The sequence below is a fragment of the Brevundimonas sp. FV1ye28 genome (assembly GCF_058681135.1).
The window spans coordinates 2,791,906-2,810,488 of sequence record NZ_CM178731.1; the positions used below are offsets into that span (position 1 = coordinate 2,791,906).

Annotated in this window: 14 protein-coding genes; 8 read left to right on the top strand and 6 right to left on the bottom strand. The window is 67.2% G+C overall.

What is annotated here, in order from left to right; translation table 11 throughout:
• Positions 1 to 13 precede the first annotated feature (13 nt).
• Positions 14 to 1,552, bottom strand: a complete 1,539-nt coding sequence (gene ffh, locus ACW171_RS13755; RefSeq protein WP_492093916.1) for a signal recognition particle protein — start codon at positions 1,550 to 1,552, stop codon at positions 14 to 16.
• A 287-nt stretch (positions 1,553 to 1,839) separates the two neighbouring features.
• Between ffh and ppc the strand changes: the two genes are divergently transcribed.
• The 3 genes from ppc (at position 1,840) to ACW171_RS13770 (ending at position 5,508) form a co-directional block, all read left to right on the top strand.
• Positions 1,840 to 4,539 carry a phosphoenolpyruvate carboxylase gene (ppc, locus tag ACW171_RS13760; RefSeq protein ID WP_492093917.1) on the top strand — a complete coding sequence of 900 codons (2,700 nt, stop codon included), beginning with the start codon at positions 1,840 to 1,842 and terminating at the stop codon, positions 4,537 to 4,539.
• Between the two features lie 170 nt (positions 4,540 to 4,709).
• Positions 4,710 to 5,021, top strand: coding sequence for a UrcA family protein (locus ACW171_RS13765; RefSeq protein WP_492093918.1), 312 nt, complete (start codon positions 4,710 to 4,712; stop codon positions 5,019 to 5,021).
• Positions 5,022 to 5,193: 172 nt separating this feature from the next.
• Complete coding sequence (locus ACW171_RS13770; RefSeq protein WP_492093919.1) at positions 5,194 to 5,508, top strand: UrcA family protein; 315 nt, start codon at positions 5,194 to 5,196, stop codon at positions 5,506 to 5,508.
• Positions 5,509 to 5,624: 116 nt separating this feature from the next.
• Here the strand turns inward: ACW171_RS13770 and ACW171_RS13775 are convergent, their stop codons facing one another.
• On the bottom strand, positions 5,625 to 7,805 hold the full coding sequence (locus ACW171_RS13775; protein ID WP_492093920.1) for a M3 family metallopeptidase: 2,181 nt from the start codon (positions 7,803 to 7,805) through the stop codon (positions 5,625 to 5,627).
• 120 nt (positions 7,806 to 7,925) lie between these two features.
• Between ACW171_RS13775 and ACW171_RS13780 the strand changes: the two genes are divergently transcribed.
• Entirely contained in the window at positions 7,926 to 8,777 is an 852-nt protein-coding gene (locus tag ACW171_RS13780; RefSeq protein ID WP_492093921.1) for a glutamate racemase, read from the top strand.
• A gap of 280 nt (positions 8,778 to 9,057) precedes the next feature.
• Here the strand turns inward: ACW171_RS13780 and ahpD are convergent, their stop codons facing one another.
• Both ahpD and ACW171_RS13790 read right to left on the bottom strand, forming a co-directional pair.
• Positions 9,058 to 9,591, bottom strand: a complete 534-nt coding sequence (ahpD, locus tag ACW171_RS13785; protein WP_492093922.1) for an alkylhydroperoxidase, AhpD family — start codon at positions 9,589 to 9,591, stop codon at positions 9,058 to 9,060.
• 136 nt (positions 9,592 to 9,727) lie between these two features.
• On the bottom strand, positions 9,728 to 10,282 hold the full coding sequence (locus ACW171_RS13790) for a peroxiredoxin (protein ID WP_492093924.1): 555 nt from the start codon (positions 10,280 to 10,282) through the stop codon (positions 9,728 to 9,730).
• A 236-nt stretch (positions 10,283 to 10,518) separates the two neighbouring features.
• On the opposite strand from ACW171_RS13790, the gene katG reads away from it, so the two are divergent.
• Together katG and ACW171_RS13800 are read left to right on the top strand one after the other, a co-directional pair.
• Positions 10,519 to 12,762: a catalase/peroxidase HPI gene (gene katG, locus ACW171_RS13795; RefSeq protein WP_492093926.1), complete on the top strand. Its 2,244-nt coding sequence runs from the start codon at positions 10,519 to 10,521 to the stop codon at positions 12,760 to 12,762.
• 101 nt (positions 12,763 to 12,863) lie between these two features.
• Positions 12,864 to 13,751 (top strand): hydrogen peroxide-inducible genes activator, encoded by an 888-nt coding sequence (locus ACW171_RS13800; RefSeq protein WP_492096635.1) that lies wholly within the window; start codon positions 12,864 to 12,866, stop codon positions 13,749 to 13,751.
• 62 nt (positions 13,752 to 13,813) lie between these two features.
• Here ACW171_RS13800 and acnA read toward each other — a convergent pair whose 3' ends face one another.
• Positions 13,814 to 16,543, bottom strand: a complete 2,730-nt coding sequence (acnA, locus tag ACW171_RS13805) for an aconitate hydratase AcnA (RefSeq protein ID WP_492093928.1) — start codon at positions 16,541 to 16,543, stop codon at positions 13,814 to 13,816.
• 341 nt (positions 16,544 to 16,884) lie between these two features.
• Between acnA and ccmA the strand changes: the two genes are divergently transcribed.
• Both ccmA and ccmB read left to right on the top strand, forming a co-directional pair.
• Complete coding sequence (gene ccmA / locus ACW171_RS13810; protein ID WP_492093930.1) at positions 16,885 to 17,508, top strand: heme ABC exporter ATP-binding protein CcmA; 624 nt, start codon at positions 16,885 to 16,887, stop codon at positions 17,506 to 17,508.
• A complete protein-coding gene (gene ccmB / locus ACW171_RS13815) occupies positions 17,505 to 18,170 on the top strand; it encodes a heme exporter protein CcmB (protein WP_492093932.1) in 666 nt (221 codons plus the stop codon). Before ccmA ends, ccmB begins: the two co-directional genes overlap by 4 nt.
• A gap of 18 nt (positions 18,171 to 18,188) precedes the next feature.
• On the opposite strand, the gene ACW171_RS13820 is transcribed toward ccmB, so the two are convergent.
• On the bottom strand, positions 18,189 to 18,503 hold the full coding sequence (locus ACW171_RS13820; RefSeq protein ID WP_492093933.1) for a hypothetical protein: 315 nt from the start codon (positions 18,501 to 18,503) through the stop codon (positions 18,189 to 18,191).
• Positions 18,504 to 18,583 lie beyond the last annotated feature (80 nt).

The window sequence follows — 18,583 nt, forward strand, 5'->3', positions numbered from 1 at the left end:
TCTTTCTACGAGATCAGTTTTTCTTGGTGGGTAGGCCGGGAAGACCCGGAAGGCCTCCCGGAAGCTGTCCGCCGCCCAGGCCGGCGAGCCGGTCCTGAATGGCTTTCATTTCGTCGGCCGAGGGTTCGGGCATCTTGCCGCCCCCCATGGCCTTCAAACGGTTGAGGTCGGGGCCGCCCATGCCGGGCGCACCGCCGCCGCCGCCGAGACCGCCCAGCATGGCGGCCATCTGCTGCATCTTGCGCGGGCCGCCCTTGGACATGGACTTGACCATATCGGCCATCTGGCGGTGCTGTTTCAGCAGGCGGTTGAGCTCCTGAACCTCGACCCCGGCGCCGGCCGCGATGCGCTTGCGGCGCGAGGCGTTGAGCAGGTCGGGCTTCTTGCGCTCGGCCTTGGTCATGGAACTGATGATGGCTTCCTGGCGCAGGATCATGCGGTCGTCGACGCCGCTCTCGGCCATCTGGTTCTTCATCTTGGCCACGCCGGGCAGCATGCCCATGATGCCCTGAAGACCGCCCATCCGCTTCATCTGCTGCAACTGGGCGGCGAGGTCGTTGAGGTCGAACTGGCCCTTGGCCAGCTTGCGCGCCATGGCCTCGGCCTTGGACTGGTCGAGCTCCTGGGTGGCCTTTTCGACCAGGGCGACGATATCGCCCTGACCCAGGATGCGGCCGGCGACGCGGCGGGCGTCGAAGACCTCCAGCGCGTCGACCTTCTCGCCGGCGCCCATGTATTTGATCGGCAGGCCGGTGACGGCGCGCATCGACAGCATGGCGCCGCCGCGACCGTCGCCGTCGACGCGGGTCAGGATCAGGCCGGTGAGGGGCAGGCGGTCGTGGAAGGCTTTGGCGGTGCGGACCGCGTCCTGGCCGGTCAGGCTGTCGGCGACCAGCAGGGTCTCGACGGGCTGGGAAATGTCGGCAACCTCGGCGACCTCGGCCATCAGGCCCTCGTCGAGGGTGATGCGGCCGGCGGTGTCGAGGATCAGGACGTCGAAGCCCTGCAGCTTGGCGGACGTCAGGGCCCGGCGGGTGATCTGGACCGCGCTCTCGCCCGCCACGATGGGCAGGGTCACGACCTCGATCTGTTTGCCCAGTTGGGCCAGCTGTTCCATGGCGGCCGGACGACGCGTGTCCAGCGAGGCCATCATGACCTTCTTGCGATCGAACTTGGTCAGGCGCAGCGCCAGCTTGGCCGAGGACGTCGTCTTGCCCGAGCCCTGCAGGCCGGCCATCAGGATGACGGCGGGCGGCGTGGCGTTCAGATTGAGCGGGGTCGGCTCGTCGCCGCCCAGCATCTCGACCAAGCCGTCATAGACGATCTTGACGACCTGATCGGCCGGCTTGACCGAACGGATGACCTCTTCGCCGGTGGCCTTCTCGGTGGCGAAGGCGATGAAGTCCTTGACGACCGGCAGGGCGACGTCGGCCTCCAGCAGGGCCACGCGCACTTCGCGCATCGCCTCGGAGACGTCCTTTTCAGACAGGGCGCCGCGACCGGTGATCCGGTCGAAGACGCCTGTCAGCCGCTCGTTCAGAGCCTCGAACATACAAACCTCATATGGGCGGTCGAACCATGCTCCATAGCGAAACGACCTCTGGCGACGATCACGTCGGCAGAGGGTTCTCGCCATCCTCGTCCCGTCGAAACGGGGGGCGTGATGGTGGAGACGCAGGTTCAATTGCGCCGGAAGGCGCGGCTTATGAGGGAAAAGCGGCGGTTTGTCGACTCTGGCAGGGACCGCACTTTCCGTTTCAGCGTTGGCTTGGGGCTGGCCCGGCGGGAAACCGCTGATACGGTCACGCTCCCCAGCCTCCCCCGCTGAAAGAGATCGCCATGCCCGCTGTCGCCGAACCCGCCGCTGATGACCGCCTGCGCGAAGAAGTTCGCCTGCTGGGCGGCCTGCTCGGCGATGTCATCCGGGTCGAGGGCGGTCAGGATCTGTACGACCGGATCGAGGCGGTGCGGGTGGCGTCGGTCGGCTATCACCGCCACGCCGGAGCGCGCGGTTCGGCGGAGCTGGAGCGGTTGCTCAGCGAACTGTCGCTCGATGACGCGGTCGGTCTGGCGCACGGATTCGCCGTCTTTTCACTTCTGGCAAACGTCGCCGAGGACCGGGCGGGCAAGCGGCGGGCGCGGATGCAGACGGCCGAGGGCGCGCGTCCCGACACGCCGGAGGGTGCGCTCGCCCGGCTGACGGCGGCGGGAAGGACGGTCGAGGAGGCACGGGCCCTGTTGTCCGACGCCCTGATCTCTCCGGTGCTGACCGCCCACCCCTCGGAGGTGCGCCGAAAGAGCGTGCTGGACCGGATTGCGGCGGTGTCGGACCTGCTGGATGCCCGTGATGACAGCGAGACGCCCGAGCGCGAGGATGACGGCCTGCGCCGCCAGACGGTGATCCTGTGGGCCACGCGGCTGGTGCGGACCACGGGGCTGGTGGTGCAGGACGAGATCGACACCGTCGTCTCCTTCCTGGAGCGGGTGTTCCTCAAGGTCGCGCCGGAGCAGCTGATCGACTGGAGGCGGCGCCTGGACGCGCCGGACATGGCGCCCTTCATCCGCATCGGTGCCTGGGTCGGCGGCGACCGGGACGGCAACCCCAATGTCGACGCGAACGCATTGAGGGCCGCCTTCGCCACCCCGGCCAAGGCGGTGCTGCGTCACTATCTGGAGGCGGTGAACACCCTGGGCGCAGAGCTCAGCCTGTCGGCGTCCCTGGCCGCGATCACGCCGGAGCTGAAGGCGCTGGCGGACGGGTCCGGAGACCTGTCGCCACACCGGGCCGACGAGCCCTATCGCCGGGCGCTGAGCCAGGTCTATGCGCGGCTGTCGGCGACCCATCCGGTCCTGACGGGGCAGAGGGCGCCGCGTCCGGCGCCGTTCGCCGCCCCGGCCTACGCCGGACCGGGCGAGTTCCGGGCCGATCTGGCCGTGCTTCACGACAGCCTGGTCGCCAACCACGGACAGGTCTTCGCCGACGACAGTCTGTCTCGCCTGATCGCCACGGTCGATGTGTTCGGCTTCCATATGGCGACCTTGGATCTCCGCCAGAATTCCGACGTCCATGCCCGCGTGGTCGGTGATCTGCTGAAGGTCGCGGGCGTCTGTCCCGACTATGGGGCGCTGGACGAAGAAGCGCGCCTAGCCCTGCTGGCGGCGGAACTGGCCGCGCCGCGACCGCTGTACAGTCCCTATGCGACCTACGATCCCGAAACGCTGAAGGAGCGGGCCATCCTGGAGGCGGCGGCTCAGGCGCTCCGAATGTTCGGCCCGGACGCCATCCGTACCCATATCGTGTCCAAGACCGATGCCGCCTCCGACATGCTGGAGGTCTATCTGTTGCTGAAGGAGGTCGGCCTCTATCGACCCGAGGCACCCGGCGAATGCCCCATCCAGGCCGCGCCCCTGTTCGAGACCATCGACGACCTGCGCGCCGCCAAGCCGACGCTGGAGCGATTGTTCAAAGAACCGTCCGCCCTCGCCGTCGCCAAGGCGCGCGGGGTGCAGGAGGTAATGATCGGCTACTCCGACTCCAACAAGGACGGGTCGTATCTGACATCGACCTGGGAGCTGCATGAGGCCTCGCGCGCCCTGCTCAGCGTGACGCAAGGCGCGGGTCTCAGGCTTCAACTGTTCCACGGTCGAGGCGGTGCGGTGGGGCGTGGCGGCGGGTCGAGCTTCGCCGGCGTCCTGTCCCAGCCGACAGGGACGGTCGCGGGCCGCATCCGCATCACCGAACAGGGCGAGGTCATCGCCAACAAATACGGCGAGCCCGACGTAGCGCGCCGCAACCTCGACGCCCTGACGGCCGGGACGCTGATCGCCTCCCTGGCGCCGCCGCCGGACGAGGCGATGACGAAGAAGCATGGTGAGACGGCCTCGGCCCTGTCGGTCGCCTCGATGGCCGCCTATCGGGCGCTGGTCTACGAGACTTCCGGCTTCGTCGACTTTTTCCGCGCTGCCACCCCGATCAACGAGATCGCCGAGCTGAAGATCGGCTCGCGCCCGACCTCGCGATCCAAGTCCATGGCCATCGAGGACCTGCGCGCCATCCCCTGGGTGCTCAGCTGGTCGCAGAGCCGGGTCATGCTGCCGGGCTGGTTCGGCTTCGGATCGGCCGTCCGGGGGCAGGATATGGCCGAGCTGCAGGCCATGGCGAAGGAGTGGCCCTTCTTCCGGACCCTGATCCAGAACATGGAGATGATCATGGCCAAGTCGGACATGACCATCGCCCGCCGCTACGCCTCGCTGGTTCCTGATCAGGCCCTGGCCGCGACCATCTTCGGCGCATTGCAGGCGGAGTGGGACCGGACGCGCGACGCGGTGCTCGCCATAACGGGGCAGGCGGACTTGTTAGGTGGGCAGCCCGAGCTGGACCGGCTGATCCGCCTGCGGATGCCCTATGTCGAGCCGCTGAACCACGTGCAGATCGAGCTGATCCGCCGCCGTCGCGCTGGCGACGACGATCCGCTGGTGCGCGAAGGCATCCTGCTGGCCATCAACGGGGTGGCAGCGGGGCTGCGAAACAGCGGCTAGGCCGCGAAACGATCGTGCCCGTCCGTGGGCTGAATGAACACGATTTAACGCTCAAGGCGCGATTGTCCGAAAGGATTCATCGCAGCGTCACCGTGGACGAGCCGCCCTGTCACGCTTGGAAGTCATAGGGGCGGCGTCGCCTCCCCACGACGTTCAGCAGGATCACCGCCATGAAGACGTTTGCCGTCGCCGCCCTTTCGGCCGCCCTCCTTCTCTCCGCCGGCGCCGCTTCGGCCCAGGACTACCGGATCGTGATCCGCGACCTGGACCTCGGTTCGGTCGCGGGCGCCGCTCAGTTCGACGCCCGCGTCAACGCAGCCGCCGACCGCGCCTGCAACCTCGGCGCGCCCATGCCCGACGCTCGCTGCGTCCGACGGTTCCGCGCCGAGGCCATGCGCCTTCTGCCGGCCGCCCGCCGCGACGACTACGCCCGCGCTCGCTCCAGCCGTGTCATGGCCATGGTCCCGGTCGTCTACGGCTGACCCCGACGCGACCTCCGGGGCGAGCAGCCTTGGAGGTCGCCAACGGCCACGCTTCATGGCCGCGAATTCATCAAGCGTCGCTATTCCGCCGCCGATTGCTCACGGCGAGGAAACAATCGGATCTCACTCAGGTGGGGTCGCCGCCAAGAGCGATAGCTCAGGAGTGCATGTCATGATCCGTCTCGCTTTCGCCTCGGCCGCCCTTGCTACGGCCATTCTCTCCGCTGGAGTCGCTTCGGCCGCCGAATGGCGCGTTCCGATCGGCGACCTCGACCTGTCCACCCCACAAGGCGCCGCCACCCTGGACCGCCGGATCACCGGCGCCGCCCACGGAGCCTGCAACTCCGGCGGCGCCTTGGATCAGGCGCGCTGCCGCGTCCTGTTCCGCCGCGAGGCCATGGACAACCTGCCCCCGTCGCTGCGCGACGACTACGCCCGCGCCCGGTCCAGCCGCGTGGTGGTCCGCACCCCCGTCGATCCGAGCTAGCCGACACGCCGATCAGGTCCGATCGCGCGAACGAAAAAGCCGTCGCAGCCTGAGCTGCGACGGCTTGATCGTCCCGGCGCTTCGCTTCGCGAAGGCCGGGATGACAAGGTCCTGCCTTAGCTGACCGGGAAGCCCCGGACCCGCAGCAGGGCGGCGACATCCGGGTCGCGACCGCGGAAGGCGCGGTAGGCGTCGCCCCGGTCCGTTGTGTTGCCCGGAGCCAGGATGACCGACTTGAAGCGGCCGCCGATGTCCGGATTGAACACGTCGCCCGACTGCTCGAAATAGGCCCAGGTGTCGGCGTCCATCACTTCCGACCACAGGTAGCTGTAGTAGCCGGCCGAGTAGGCGTCGGACGTGAACAGGTGATTGAACTGCGGCAGGCGGTGCCGCATCACGATCTCCTTGGGCATGCCCAGACGGTCCAGCGAGGCCTTCTCGAAAGCGTCGATGTCTGTCGGCGGCGTCGCCTGGGTATGCAGGTCCATGTCGACCAGGGCGGACGACAGGTAGCTGACGGTATCGTAGCCCTGGTTGAAGGTGGCCGAGGCCTCGACCTTGTCGACCAGTTCCTGGGGCATGGCGGCGCCGGTCTCGTGGTGCTTCATGAAGCGGTCCAGGATCGGACGCGACAGCACCCAGTGCTCGTGCACCTGGGACGGATATTCCACGAAGTCGCGCGGCGTGTTGCCGTAGCTCGGATAGGTCACGACCGACGAGAAATAGTGCAGGGCGTGGCCGAATTCGTGGAACAGGGTGGTGGCGTCGTCGAGCGAGATCAGCAACGGCTCGCCCGCGCCGGGTTTCACGAAGTTGTTGTTGTTGGAAGCCAGGATCGGCTTCGAACCGTCCAGCGTCGAGAACGACCGATAGGTGGTCATCCAGGCGCCCGAACGTTTGCCCGCCCGCGCGAAGTCGTCGGCATAATAGAGGCCGATCAGCTTGCCGGAGGCCTTGTCGGTGACCTCGTACAGGGTGACGTCTTCCTGGAAGACCGGGGCGGTCGACTGCGGCTTCTGGGTGAAGACGAAGCCGTACAGACGCTCGGCCATGTAGAAGGAGGCGTTCCGAACAGCGCCCAGCTCGAAGTAAGGCTTCAACTGGTTCTGATCGAGGTCGTACTTCTGCTTGCGGACCTTCTCGGCGAAGTAGAGGTAGTCCCAGGGCTCGATGTCGTAGCCGGCGATCGCCTTCATGTCGGCGACCTCTTCGACGACGCGGGCCTTGGCCGGCGCCCAGACCCGTTCCATCAGCGACATGGCTGCGGCCGGGGTCTTGGCCATGGTGTCCTGCATCCGCCATTCGGCGTGGCTGCCGTAGCCCAGCAGGGTGGCGCGCTGCTTCCTCAGGCGGACGATCTCGGCGATGGTCGCGTTCGTGTCGTTGCGGTCGCCGTTGTCGCCCCGGTTCACGAACTTCTTCCAGACCTGTTCGCGCAGGGCGCGGTCGTCGGCGAAGGTCAGGAACGGATCCACGCTGGAGCGGGTGTTGACGATGACCCAGCCCTGGAGATTGCGCGATTGGGCGGCGGCGCGGGCGGCCGCCTTGTTCGAGTCGGGCAGGCCGGCGACACCCGCCTCGTTCGAGATCACGGTCCAGGTGTTCTCGTCGGCGACGACCTTCTGGCCGAAGCTGGTGAAGGCGTTGGACAGGGCGGTGTTGATCCGGCCCAGTTCGGCCTTGCCGGCGGCATCCAGATTGGCGCCCGAGCGGATGAAGGCGTCGCGGCGGCGTTCGGCCAGACGCTTCTGCTGGGCGTTCAGCCCGTCGCGATCGGCATTGTCGGCCACCGTCTTGATGCGCTGGAACAGGGCTTCGTTGAAGGTGATCTCGTCACCGGCGGCCGACAGCAGAGGCGAGACCTCCACGTCCATCTGCTCATAGGCTTCACCGCCGACGTTCGACGTGGCGACGCCATAGAGGTTCGACGCCAGGTCCAGCGGACCGCCGGCCAGTTCCAGCGCCACGATGGTGTTGGCGAAGGTCGGGGCCTCTGGGTTGTTGGCGATGGCGGCGATGTCGGCACGCTGAAGCTCGATGCCTTCGACGATCGCGGCCTTCAGCTTGGGCGCGGTCATCGCGTTCCACGGCGGCACGCCTTCATAGGGGCCGGTCCAGGGTTGCAGCAGTTCGGCGCGCGGGGTCTGGGTCGGCAGGACGGCGCGGGCGATGCGCGCTTCCTCGGCGACCGAGGCGGGATCGGGGGCGACGAAGCCTGCCGCGCCGGCGCCGGCGGTGGCGCATCCGGAAAGGGCCATCAGGCTCGCGCCTCCGATAAGGACCTGGCGTCTGTGCATGGGGATATCCTGTTCATCTGACTCAATTGCGCGGCACCCTAGGCTTCAGTCGCCTGACCGTCACATGAACAGCAAGTAATCCCGTTGGACGAGGAAGCAAGGCGACGCTACAGCACGGGCATGGCGATTGGTGTTTTCGATAGCGGCGTCGGCGGGCTGACGGTCCACCGCGAACTGACCCGGCGTTTTCCCGAGAAGGACTTCGTCTATCTGGCGGATCAGGCCAATGCGCCGATCGGCTCCCGGACCGGCGAGGAGATCGTCGACATCACCCGGAACGGCTGCGAACGGCTGTTCGAGGCAGGGGCCAGCATCGTCGTTCTGGCCTGCAACACGGCATCGGCCGTGGCGCTGCGCCGTTTGCAACAGACCTGGGTGCCCGAGGCGTCGAAACGGCACGGCCGTCCGCTGAACGTGCTGGGCATCATCGTCCCGACCATCGAGGCGGCCACGGGCCTGCCCTGGACCTATGAGGCCGAGCGGCGCGGAGACAAGGTTGAAGCCGTCGACATCACCGGCGTCTTCTGCACCGCCGCCACGGCCATCAGCCGCGTCTACGAGATCGAAATCGACAAGCGACGCGAGGATCTGGCCGTCTTTTCCGAGCCCTGCCCAGGCCTGGCCGGTCTGATCGAACTCGGGGCCCCCGCCGAGGAACTGACGGTGGTCATCGGCAACCACGTCGACGCCCTGCGGCGCCGGATCGGTCGCCACCCGGACAAGGCGATCCTGGGCTGCACCCACTATGAGATCGTGGCCGATATCTTCGCCAAGCATCTTCCCCCCGGCACGCCGCTGATCCACCAGCCGACGGCGGTTGCCGACTCGCTGGAGCGGTACTTCGAACGCCATCCCGAATATGCGCTCGGCGACAGCGGCCGCCGCATCTTCCTGACGACCGGCAAGACCGGCCCGCAGTCGGACATGGTCAGCCAGTTCTGGGGCGCGCCGCTGAGCTTCGACGCGGCCTAATCCGCAGAAAAAATAAACCCATCGAGATCAGGACCGGGCGGACGGGCGGTTTTGGCATGGTGTCCGAAACACCCTGACAAAACGGACATAACCGACTAGCCCGATCAATAAAAACAATGACTTGGGTCGCCGGAAATGTCCGCCGTGACCTTGTTCCGGCCAGCAACCGTTCCGAGATGCGATTGTCAAAGACCTGACCAGGACATGGGCAGGCCAGGCGACGCATTCAAGAGCGGCCTAAGAACAAATTCCTGGACCTGAACGCGCCGCTGGTTGGACGCTAGCCTTGAAGTGCAGTCTCCGAGGCCGCGATGCGGCTGGCGGCATGGACCACGGCGCCGATGCGAAGCGCGGTCTGGACCTGGGCGGCCGGGACGCCGTGCTTGCGCAACTCGCTCTCGTGGGCGTCCATGCAGGCGCCGCAGCCGTTGATGGCCGAGACCGCCGTCGACCACAGCTCGAAGTCCATCTTATCGACGCCCGGATTGGCCAGGATGTTCATCCGCAGACGCGCCGGGATGGTGGTGTACTCCTGGTTCTTCATCAGGTGCAGCGAACGATAGTAGATGTTGTTCATGCCCATGATGGCGGCGGCGGCCTTGGCGGCGGTCATGGCCTCGGGCGACAGCTTCTCGGCGGCGGCGGCCTCGATGGCGCGCACGACCGGGGCGACGCCGACGGCATGGGCCGAGGCGAGGAAACAGCCCCACTTCTGCTGGTCGCTCAGAACCGTTTCGGAGGCGAGCGAGCCGAGGTTCAGCGAGATGTCCTTGGCATAGGTCGGCATCAGGTCGCGCAGGGTGTCGATGGACATTCTTGTTCTCCTTCGGAGAGGGCGGCTACCGCTCGCGCCGCGGGCGCTCGCTGCTTGAGCCGGATCGGTGGGAAACTGAAAAGGGCGGCGGCGTTGACCGCCGCCGCCCTTTGTTCGTCTGGTCTTCGGACCGGCCTTAGGCGGCCAGGGTCTCGCCGCCGACCGGGCGGTTGCAGGCGCACAGTTCGTCGGTCTGCAGGGCGTCGACGACACGCAGGGTGTCGGCCGGGGCGCGACCCACGTTCAGGTTGGTGACATAGACGTGCTGGACGACATTGTGCGGGTCGACGACGAAGGTCGCGCGCAGGGCCACGCCTTCTTCTTCGTTCAGGATGCCCAGCTGACGGGCGAACTTGCCGCCGTTGTCGGCGAACTGCCAGATCGGCAGCTTTGACAGGTCGGCGTGGTCACGGCGCCAGGCCAGCTTCACGAACTCGTTGTCGGTCGAGCCGCCCAAGACGACGGTGTCGCGGTCATCGAAGTCGCGAGCCAGCGAGGCGAACTCGGCGATTTCGGTCGGGCAGACGAAGGTGAAGTCCTTCGGATAGAAGAAGATGACCTTCCACTTGCCCTCGAACGACTCGTTCGTGACGGCTTCGAAGGCCGAGACGCCGTTTTCTTCGTGGTTGTTGAAGCCGGGCTTCACGCCCATCACTTTGAATTCAGGCAGTTTTTCGCCAACGCCGAGCATGCTCGTATCCCTCTGGATTGTGTGATGACGCAGCCGAACTGGGGAGGAGGGCCGCTGACGCGGCCGGAGATGCGCCTTCGCACTTGCGAAGTCAAATAGATCGCGTTGCATGGTCGTATAGATAATTTCGATGACCCGGCGATAAATTCTTTTGTCGTCAGAAACAGATTTTATCGATTTGGCTTTGCCTCGCGAGAGGATCAGGGTGGCTCCGAACAACAGCCCGGGAGGCCATGATGGACGGCGAAAACACAAGCTCACCCCTTCACGATCCGAAAAAGGAGAAGGCCGCGCTGCGCTCTCTGCTCGGCCGAACCAACCGCGACTGGTGGCCGAACCACCTGTCGGTCGACATCCTGCATCAGCAGGGTCGCACGGGCGACCCGATGGGCGACGACTTCGACTATGCCGAGGCGTTCAAGTCCCTCGACTATCAGGGCCTGAAGCGCGATCTGCACGCCCTGATGACCGACTCCAAGCCTTGGTGGCCTGCGGACTACGGCCATTATGGTCCCTTTTTCATTCGCATGGCCTGGCACTCGGCCGGCACCTATCGCACCGGCGACGGGCGCGGCGGGGCGGGCGCGGGCCAGCAGCGGTTCGCGCCGCTGAACTCCTGGCCGGACAACGGCAACCTGGACAAGGCGCGTCGCCTGCTGTGGCCGATCAAGCAGAAATACGGCGCCAGCCTGTCTTGGGCCGACCTGTTCATCCTGGCCGGCAACGTCGCGATCGAATCCATGGGCGGGCCTGTCTTCGGCTTCGGCGGCGGCCGTGCCGACGTCTGGGAGCCGGAAAAGGACGTCTACTGGGGCACCGAAGAGAAATGGGTCGGCGAGGAGGGCAATGAGACCCGCCACCAGCCCGACAAGGACATGGTCCTGGAGGAGTCCCTGGCCGCGATCCAGATGGGCCTGATCTACGTCAATCCAGAGGGCCGCAACGGCGTGCCCGAGGCGCTCAAGTCGGCCGAAGACATCCGGCTGACCTTCGAACGCATGGGCATGAACGATGTCGAGACCGCAGCCCTGACCGCCGGCGGCCACACTTTCGGCAAGGCGCACGGCAACGGCGACGCGTCCAAGGTCGGCGTCTCCCCCGAGGGCGCAGACATCGCGCAACAGGGTCTGGGCTGGGTTTCCGGCCACGAAAGCGGCATCGGCGACCACACAATCACCTCGGGCATCGAAGGCGCATGGACCCCCACGCCCATCACCTGGGACATGACCTATTTCGACATGTTGCTGGACCACGAGTACGAGCTGGTCCGCTCGCCGGCAGGGGCCAAACAGTGGCAGCCGGTCGGCAATCCGGACGAGACCCTGGCCCCTGCCGCCCACACGCCGGGCAAGCGCGTGCCGACCATGATGACGACCGCCGACATGGCGTTCAAGGAAGACCCCGAGTACCGCAAGGTCATGGAGGCCTTCCGCGCCGACCCGGCCTATTTCGCCGACCAGTTCGCCCGCGCCTGGTTCAAGCTGTGCCACCGCGACATGGGCCCGAAGATCCGCTACCTCGGCCCGGAAGTGCCCGCCGAAGACCTGATCTGGCAGGATCCGATCCCCGCCGCGACGGGCCCCAAGCTCGGCGACGCCGACATCAAGACGCTGAAGGACAAGATCGCGGCGTCGGGCCTGTCCGTCGCCGACCTGGTCCGCACGGCCTGGGCCTCGGCCGCGACCTATCGCGTGTCCGACCACCGGGGCGGCGCCAACGGCGCACGGATCCGGCTGGAGCCCCAGCGCAGCTGGGACGTCAACGAGCCGGAGAAGCTGTCGCGGGTTCTCGCCGTCTATGAGGACATCAAGGCCTCGGCCGGCGTCACGGTCTCCATCGCCGACTTGATCGTGCTCGGCGGTTCCGTCGGCATCGAACAGGCGGCCAAGGCGGCGGGTCATGACATCGTCGTACCCTTCACCCCCGGCCGGACCGATGCGACGGCCGAACAGACCGACGCGGACGGCTTCAAGGTTCTGGAGCCCCGCGCCGACGGCTTCCGCAACTATCTGCAGGTGCGGTTCAACGTGCCGACGGAAGAACTGCTGGTCGACCGCTCACAGCTGCTGGGCCTGACGGCGCCGCAGATGACCGTGCTGGTCGGCGGCCTGCGCGTCCTGGGGATCAACCACAAGGACTCGAAGGAAGGTGTCCTGACCGAGCGTCCGGGCCAGCTGACGAACGACTTCTTCGTCAACCTGCTGGACATGCAGACGGCCTGGAAGCAGGTCGACGACCACTCCGACGAGACCTTCGTCGGGTCGGATCGCGACACGCACGAGCAGCGCTGGACCGCGACCCGCACCGACCTGGTGTTCGGCTCCAACTCACAGCTGCGGGCCCTGGCGGAGGTCTATGCCTCGGCCGACGCCGGCGAGAAGTTCGTAAAGGACTTCGTCAAGGCCTGGGTCCTGGTCATGGAGAACGACCGCTACGACCTGCCGAAGATGCGTCTGCGGGCCGAGAAGCTGGCGAGCTGACCATGATATCCCTCCTCCAGCCGACGGCCGGGGGAGGGACTTTCGCATAAGCCGCATTGATGGCGCTCGCTTCCGACCCAACGACGGCCTATCTGGGCCGCATGCTGCCCACCCTTCGCCAACTCCAGTATCTGAAGCTTCTGGCCGAGCACGGCTCGTTCAGCCGGGCGGCGGAGGCCGCCCTGGTCAGCCAACCGGCTCTCTCGGCCGGGGTTCAGGAGCTGGAGAAGGTTCTGGGCGCGCCCGTGGTCGAACGCACGCGCGGCAACGTCCAGCTGACGGCCGTCGGCGCAGAGGCCTGTCGCCGGGCCGAGGACGTGCTGGCCCGCACCGAGGACCTGGTCGAGGCGGCGCGCAACGCCGGGCGACCTTTGTCCGGCCGCCTGCGTCTGGGCGTGATCCCGACGGTCGCTCCCTTCCTGTTGCCCGCGACCCTGCCGTCGCTCAAGGAAGCCTATCCGGCCCTACGGCTCTTCATCCGTGAGGACCTGACCCCGCGCCTGATCGCGGGGCTGAAGGCGGGGCAGCTGGACTGCGCCGTCATCGCCCTGCCGTACGACGCCTCGGGCATCGAACACGCCCGCATCGGCGACGACGAGATTCTGGCCGCCGCGCCGGTGGGTCATCCGCTGGCGGCGCCCGGCGACATCCAGCCGGGCTCGCTGAGGTCCGAGGATCTGATCCTGCTGGAGGACGGTCATTGTTTGCGGGATCAGGCTCTCGCCGCCATCGATATCGAGGCGCCGCGCGGCGAGGACGTGTTCGCGGCGACGTCGCTGCATACGCTGGTGCAGATGATCTCCTCGGGGCTCGGCGTCTCCTTCCTGCCCGCCATGGCGGTGCGGGCCGGGCTGGCCGACGACAAGGGCGTGGTCATCCGCCACTTCGCCGCCGAGGCCCCGCGCCGGGAGATCGTGGTCGCCTGGCGCTCGGGTTCGAGCCGCGCGGCTGAAGCGCGTCTGCTGGCCGAAGCGATGCGGCTGGATTGAGCGCAAGCAAAAGGGCCGGCGGATCGCTCCGCCGGCCCCTTCGTGTCTCGTCTGTCAGCAGCCTATTCGGCCGCGATGGCTTCCGGGGTCGGAGCGCCGACGCCGGCGAGGTTGCGCAGCACGTAGGGCATGACGCCGCCGGCCTTGAAGTAGTCGAGCTCGGTCTGGTTATCGATGCGGCAGCGGACCGGGAAGCGGGCCATCTTGCCGTCCGACGGGCGGAACAGCTCAACCCACAGGTCCTGACGCGGACGCAGGCGACCGACGTTGACGTCCGAAAGGCCGCGGATGGTCACGATCTCCTCGCCCGTGAGGCCCAGCTTCAGCCAGCCGTCGGCCTTGAACTGCAGCGGCACGACGCCCATTCCGACCAGGTTCGAGCGGTGGATGCGCTCGTAGCTTTCGGCGATGACGGCGCGGACGCCCAGCAGGCGCGTGCCCTTGGCCGCCCAGTCGCGCGACGAGCCGGTGCCGTATTCCTTGCCGGCGAAGACGACCAAGGGCCGTCCTTCGGACTGGTAGCGCATGGCGGCGTCATAGATCGACATCGTGTCTTGCGACGGGAAGTGTTTGGTCACGCCGCCTTCGATATCGGGAGTGATCTTGTTGCGGATGCGGATGTTGGCGAAGGTGCCGCGCATCATCACTTCGTGGTGGCCACGACGCGCGCCGTAGGAGTTGAACTCCTCGGCCTCGACCCCGCGGTGGGTCAGGTACTGACCGGCGGGCGAGGTCTTCTTGATCGAACCGGCCGGGGAGATGTGGTCGGTCGTGATCGAGTCGCCGAAGATGGCCAGGACGCGGCCCTCGACGATGTCGGTGACCGGGGTCGGCTCCATCGACAGGCCCTCGAAGTAGGGCGGGTTGGCGACGTAGGTGGACGAGGCGTCCCACTCATAGGTCTGGCCGCCCTCGACCGAGATGCCCTGCCAGTGCTCGTCGCCCTTGAAGACGTCGGCATAGCGTTTGGCGAACATGGCCGGAGTGACCGACTTCTTCTGGATGGCGGCGATCTCGGCGGAGGTGGGCCAGACGTCCTTCAGGAAGACGTCCTTGCCCTTCTTGTCCTGACCGAGGGGCTGGGTCGTGATGTCGATCCGCATCGAACCGGCGAGCGCATAGGCGACGACCAGCGGCGGCGAGGCCAGGTAGTTGGCCTGGACGTCCGGATTCACGCGGCCTTCGAAGTTGCGGTTGCCCGAAAGCACGCTCGTGGCGACGATGCCGTTGTCGTTGATCGTCTGCGAGATCGCCGGAGCCAGCGGGCCCGAGTTGCCGATGCAGGTGGTGCAGCCGTAGCCGACCAGGTTGAAGCCCAGCGCGTCCAGTTCCTTCTGCAGGCCGGCGGCGGTCAGATAGTCGGTGACGACCTGCGAGCCGGGGGCCAGCGAGGTCTTGACCCAGGGCTTGGTCTTCAGACCCAGCTTGTTGGCCTTCTGGGCCACCAGGCCGGCGGCGATCAGGACCGACGGGTTCGACGTGTTGGTGCACGACGTGATGGCGGCGATGGTCACGTCGCCGTCGCCGAGGTCGAACTTCTCACCGGCGACGGGGAAGCGGGCGGCGTCGGTGGCGCGGCTGAAGACTTCGCCCAGCGCCGTCTCGAACGAGGGGGCGGCGACGTCCAGGGCGACCTTGTCCTGCGGACGCTTCGGACCGGCCAGCGACGGCACGACCGTCGAGATGTCCAGCTCCAGAACGTCGGTGAAGACCGGGTCTTCCGAGGTCTCGTCGATCCACAGGCCTTGAGCCTTCGCATAGGCCTCGACCAGGGCGACGCGCGCCTTGTCGCGGCCGGTGGCGGTCAGATAGCCGATGGTGGCGGCCGAGACGGGGAAGAAGCCGCAGGTGGCACCGTATTCCGGGGCCATGTTGGCGATGGTCGCCTGGTCCTCGATCGTCATGTTCGGCAGGGCGTCGCCGAAGAACTCGACGAACTTGCCGACCACGCCCTTCTTGCGCAGCATCTGGGTGACGGTCAGCACCAGGTCGGTCGCCGTCGTGCCTTCCGGCATGGTGCCGGTCAGCTTGAAGCCGATGACTTCGGGGATCAGCATCGGGATCGGCTGGCCCAGCATGGCGGCCTCGGCCTCGATGCCGCCGACGCCCCAGCCCAGGACGGCCAGGCCGTTGATCATGGTGGTGTGCGAGTCGGTGCCGACCACGGTGTCGGGATAGGCGACGGTCGCCTTGCCTTCGGCCAGGGTCCAAACGGTCTGGGCCAGGTTCTCCAGGTTCACCTGGTGGCAGATGCCGGTGCCGGGGGGCACGACGCGGAAGTTGTTGAAGGCCGACGAACCCCAGCGCAGGAACTTGTAGCGCTCGATGTTGCGCTCATACTCGCGCTCGACGTTCTGGCCGAAGGCTTTCGGCGTGCCGAAATTGTCGACCATGACCGAGTGGTCGATGACCAGGTCGACGGGAACCAGCGGGTTGATCTTCTTGGCGTCGGCGCCGAGCGCGGCCATGGCGTCGCGCATCGCGGCCAGGTCGACGACGGCGGGAACGCCGGTGAAGTCCTGCATCAGGACCCGAGCCGGACGGAAGGCGATCTCGTGCTCGACCGAGCCCTTGTTCTCGATCCAGGCTGCGACGGCCTTCAGGTCGGCCTCGGTGACGGACACGCCGTCCTCGTTGCGCAGCAGGTTCTCCAGCAGCACCTTCATCGAGCGCGGCAGACGGTCGATCCCGGCAAGACCGGCTTCCTGTGCGGCCGGAAGGCTGTAATAGGCGTATTTCTTGCGCCCGACGGAGAGATCGCGACGGGTGGAAAGGCTGTCGACTGACGGCATGGGAGAGGTCCTCTGGTCAAAGCCGCCCGGACATCCGGTTGCGCCGTCTCGCGGTCTACGCAGGGGCTCACAGGTCCCTTGCGCGCGCGGCGACAGCCTGCTGCGGCGAGCCGGGATATAGCCGTGGTTGCGGGGTGCGTCCATGTATCCACGTCCCCAGTGGGGACATTGAGAACGGGTCGCAGAAACAACGCTCTCCCTCCCCCTCGGGGGAGGGTGGCTGAGTGCAGCGAAGCCGGGTGGGGGCGACAAGGCGACATGGCGAAAATCCGTGTCCGGATCGCCTTGCCGCCCCCACCCCGTCGCTTCGCGACGCCCCTCCCCCGAGTGGGAGGGAGACGATGATCGCCACCCTCTCCGTCACTGACCTCACGCTCACCCGGGGCGAACGCACCCTGTTCCGCGATCTGTCGTTTTCAGCAGGCGGTGGAGAGGCCGTGGCCCTGACCGGAGCCAATGGGGCAGGCAAGACGTCGCTGTTGAGGGCGGTGGCCGGATTCCTCCGTCCGGAAGCCGGAAAGGTCGCGTTCCGCGACGCGGACGAGGAGCCGATCGAGGCCGATCTGGCGCGGGCGCACGAGGTGCATCTGCTCGGACATCTGGATGGTCTGAAGGTTCAGCGGACGGCGCGGGACGAGCTGATGTTCCAGTCGCAATGGCTGGGTCACAGCCATCATGGGATCGACGAGGCGATCGAGACGCTGGGCTTGAAGCCGTTGCTCGATCTGGAGGTGCGCAAGCTTTCAGCGGGTCAGCGGCGACGGCTGGCCCTGGCCCGGCTGATCGGCTCACCCCGCGCACTCTGGCTGTTGGACGAACCTTTGAGCCCGCTGGATGCGAAATGGCGCGAGGCCGTGGGCGCGATGATGGCGCGGCATCTGGCGGGCGGCGGCCTGATCCTCGCCGCGGTGCATGACCCCCTGCCGATCCCGACGCGATCGCTAGATCTGGGGGCGGGGCGGTGAGCGCGGCGTCGATCCTGTTCCGCAGAGAACTGGCCCTGGCATGGGGCGGCGGCGGCGGGCCCTTGCTGGCGTGCGGGTTCTTCGCCTGTCTGACGACCGTCGTGCCGCTGGCGGCCGGGGGCGATCCGAATGTGCTGAAGCCGGTGGCGGCGGGGATCGCCTGGCTGGCGCTGGCCCTGTCGTCCCTGTTGTCGCTGGAACGGCTGTTCGAGCGGGATCTGGAAGACGGAGCGCTGGATCTTCTGGCGAATGGGCCTCTGCCGCTGGAGGTGGTGTTCGCGATCAAGGCGATCAGCCAGTGGATCGCGACCGGACTGCCGCTGGCCCTGGTTGCGCCCGTCGCGGCGCTGGCCCTGGGCCAGCCGATCGAACTGGCGCCGTTGACGGCGCTGTCGGCCTTGATCGGAGGATTGGGGTTCGCCTTCACCGGGGCATTGGGCGCAGCATTGGCGCTCGGGGCGAAACGGGGCGGACTGCTGATCGCGGTGGTGGTCCTGCCGCTCTTCATTCCGCCGGTGGTGTTCGGGTCGGGCGCGCTCGACAGGGCGGCGGCGGGGCTGAGCCCGCTGTCGGCGCTGGCCTTGCTGACGGCCTATGTGCTGTTCGCGGCCGTCATCGCCCCGCCGGCGGGCGCTGCGGCGATCCGCAGCGCCCAATCCTGAAGACGCCTGCGTTAGGTCCTAGCGGACCGAGGCGTAGGTGTTCAGGGTCTGGGTCAGACGGGCATGCTCGCGGGCGGTCATGCAGCGCGGGGTCGACCATCTCTCGCCGGTGGCGCGGGCCTGCAGCGCCTGATCGGCGGTGACGAACGCCGGGGGCGTGCCGTGTTCGCGGCGGAAGGCGCTGCGGGTCGCGGCGTCATTGGTGCACATCATCACGACCCGTTGGGCGCCGGCGGGCACCTCGGTGGCAGGCCGCGTCTGTTGGGCCAGGGCGGGGGCGGCGACGGACGCCGCGAGGGCTGCGACGGCGGCGATAGTGGTGAAACGGTTCATGGCGGGCTCCTCCTCAAGACCCGAAAGATGTCTGGGTTCGGAGCAATAATGCGCGCGTTTTGACGCGTGTAAAGAAAATA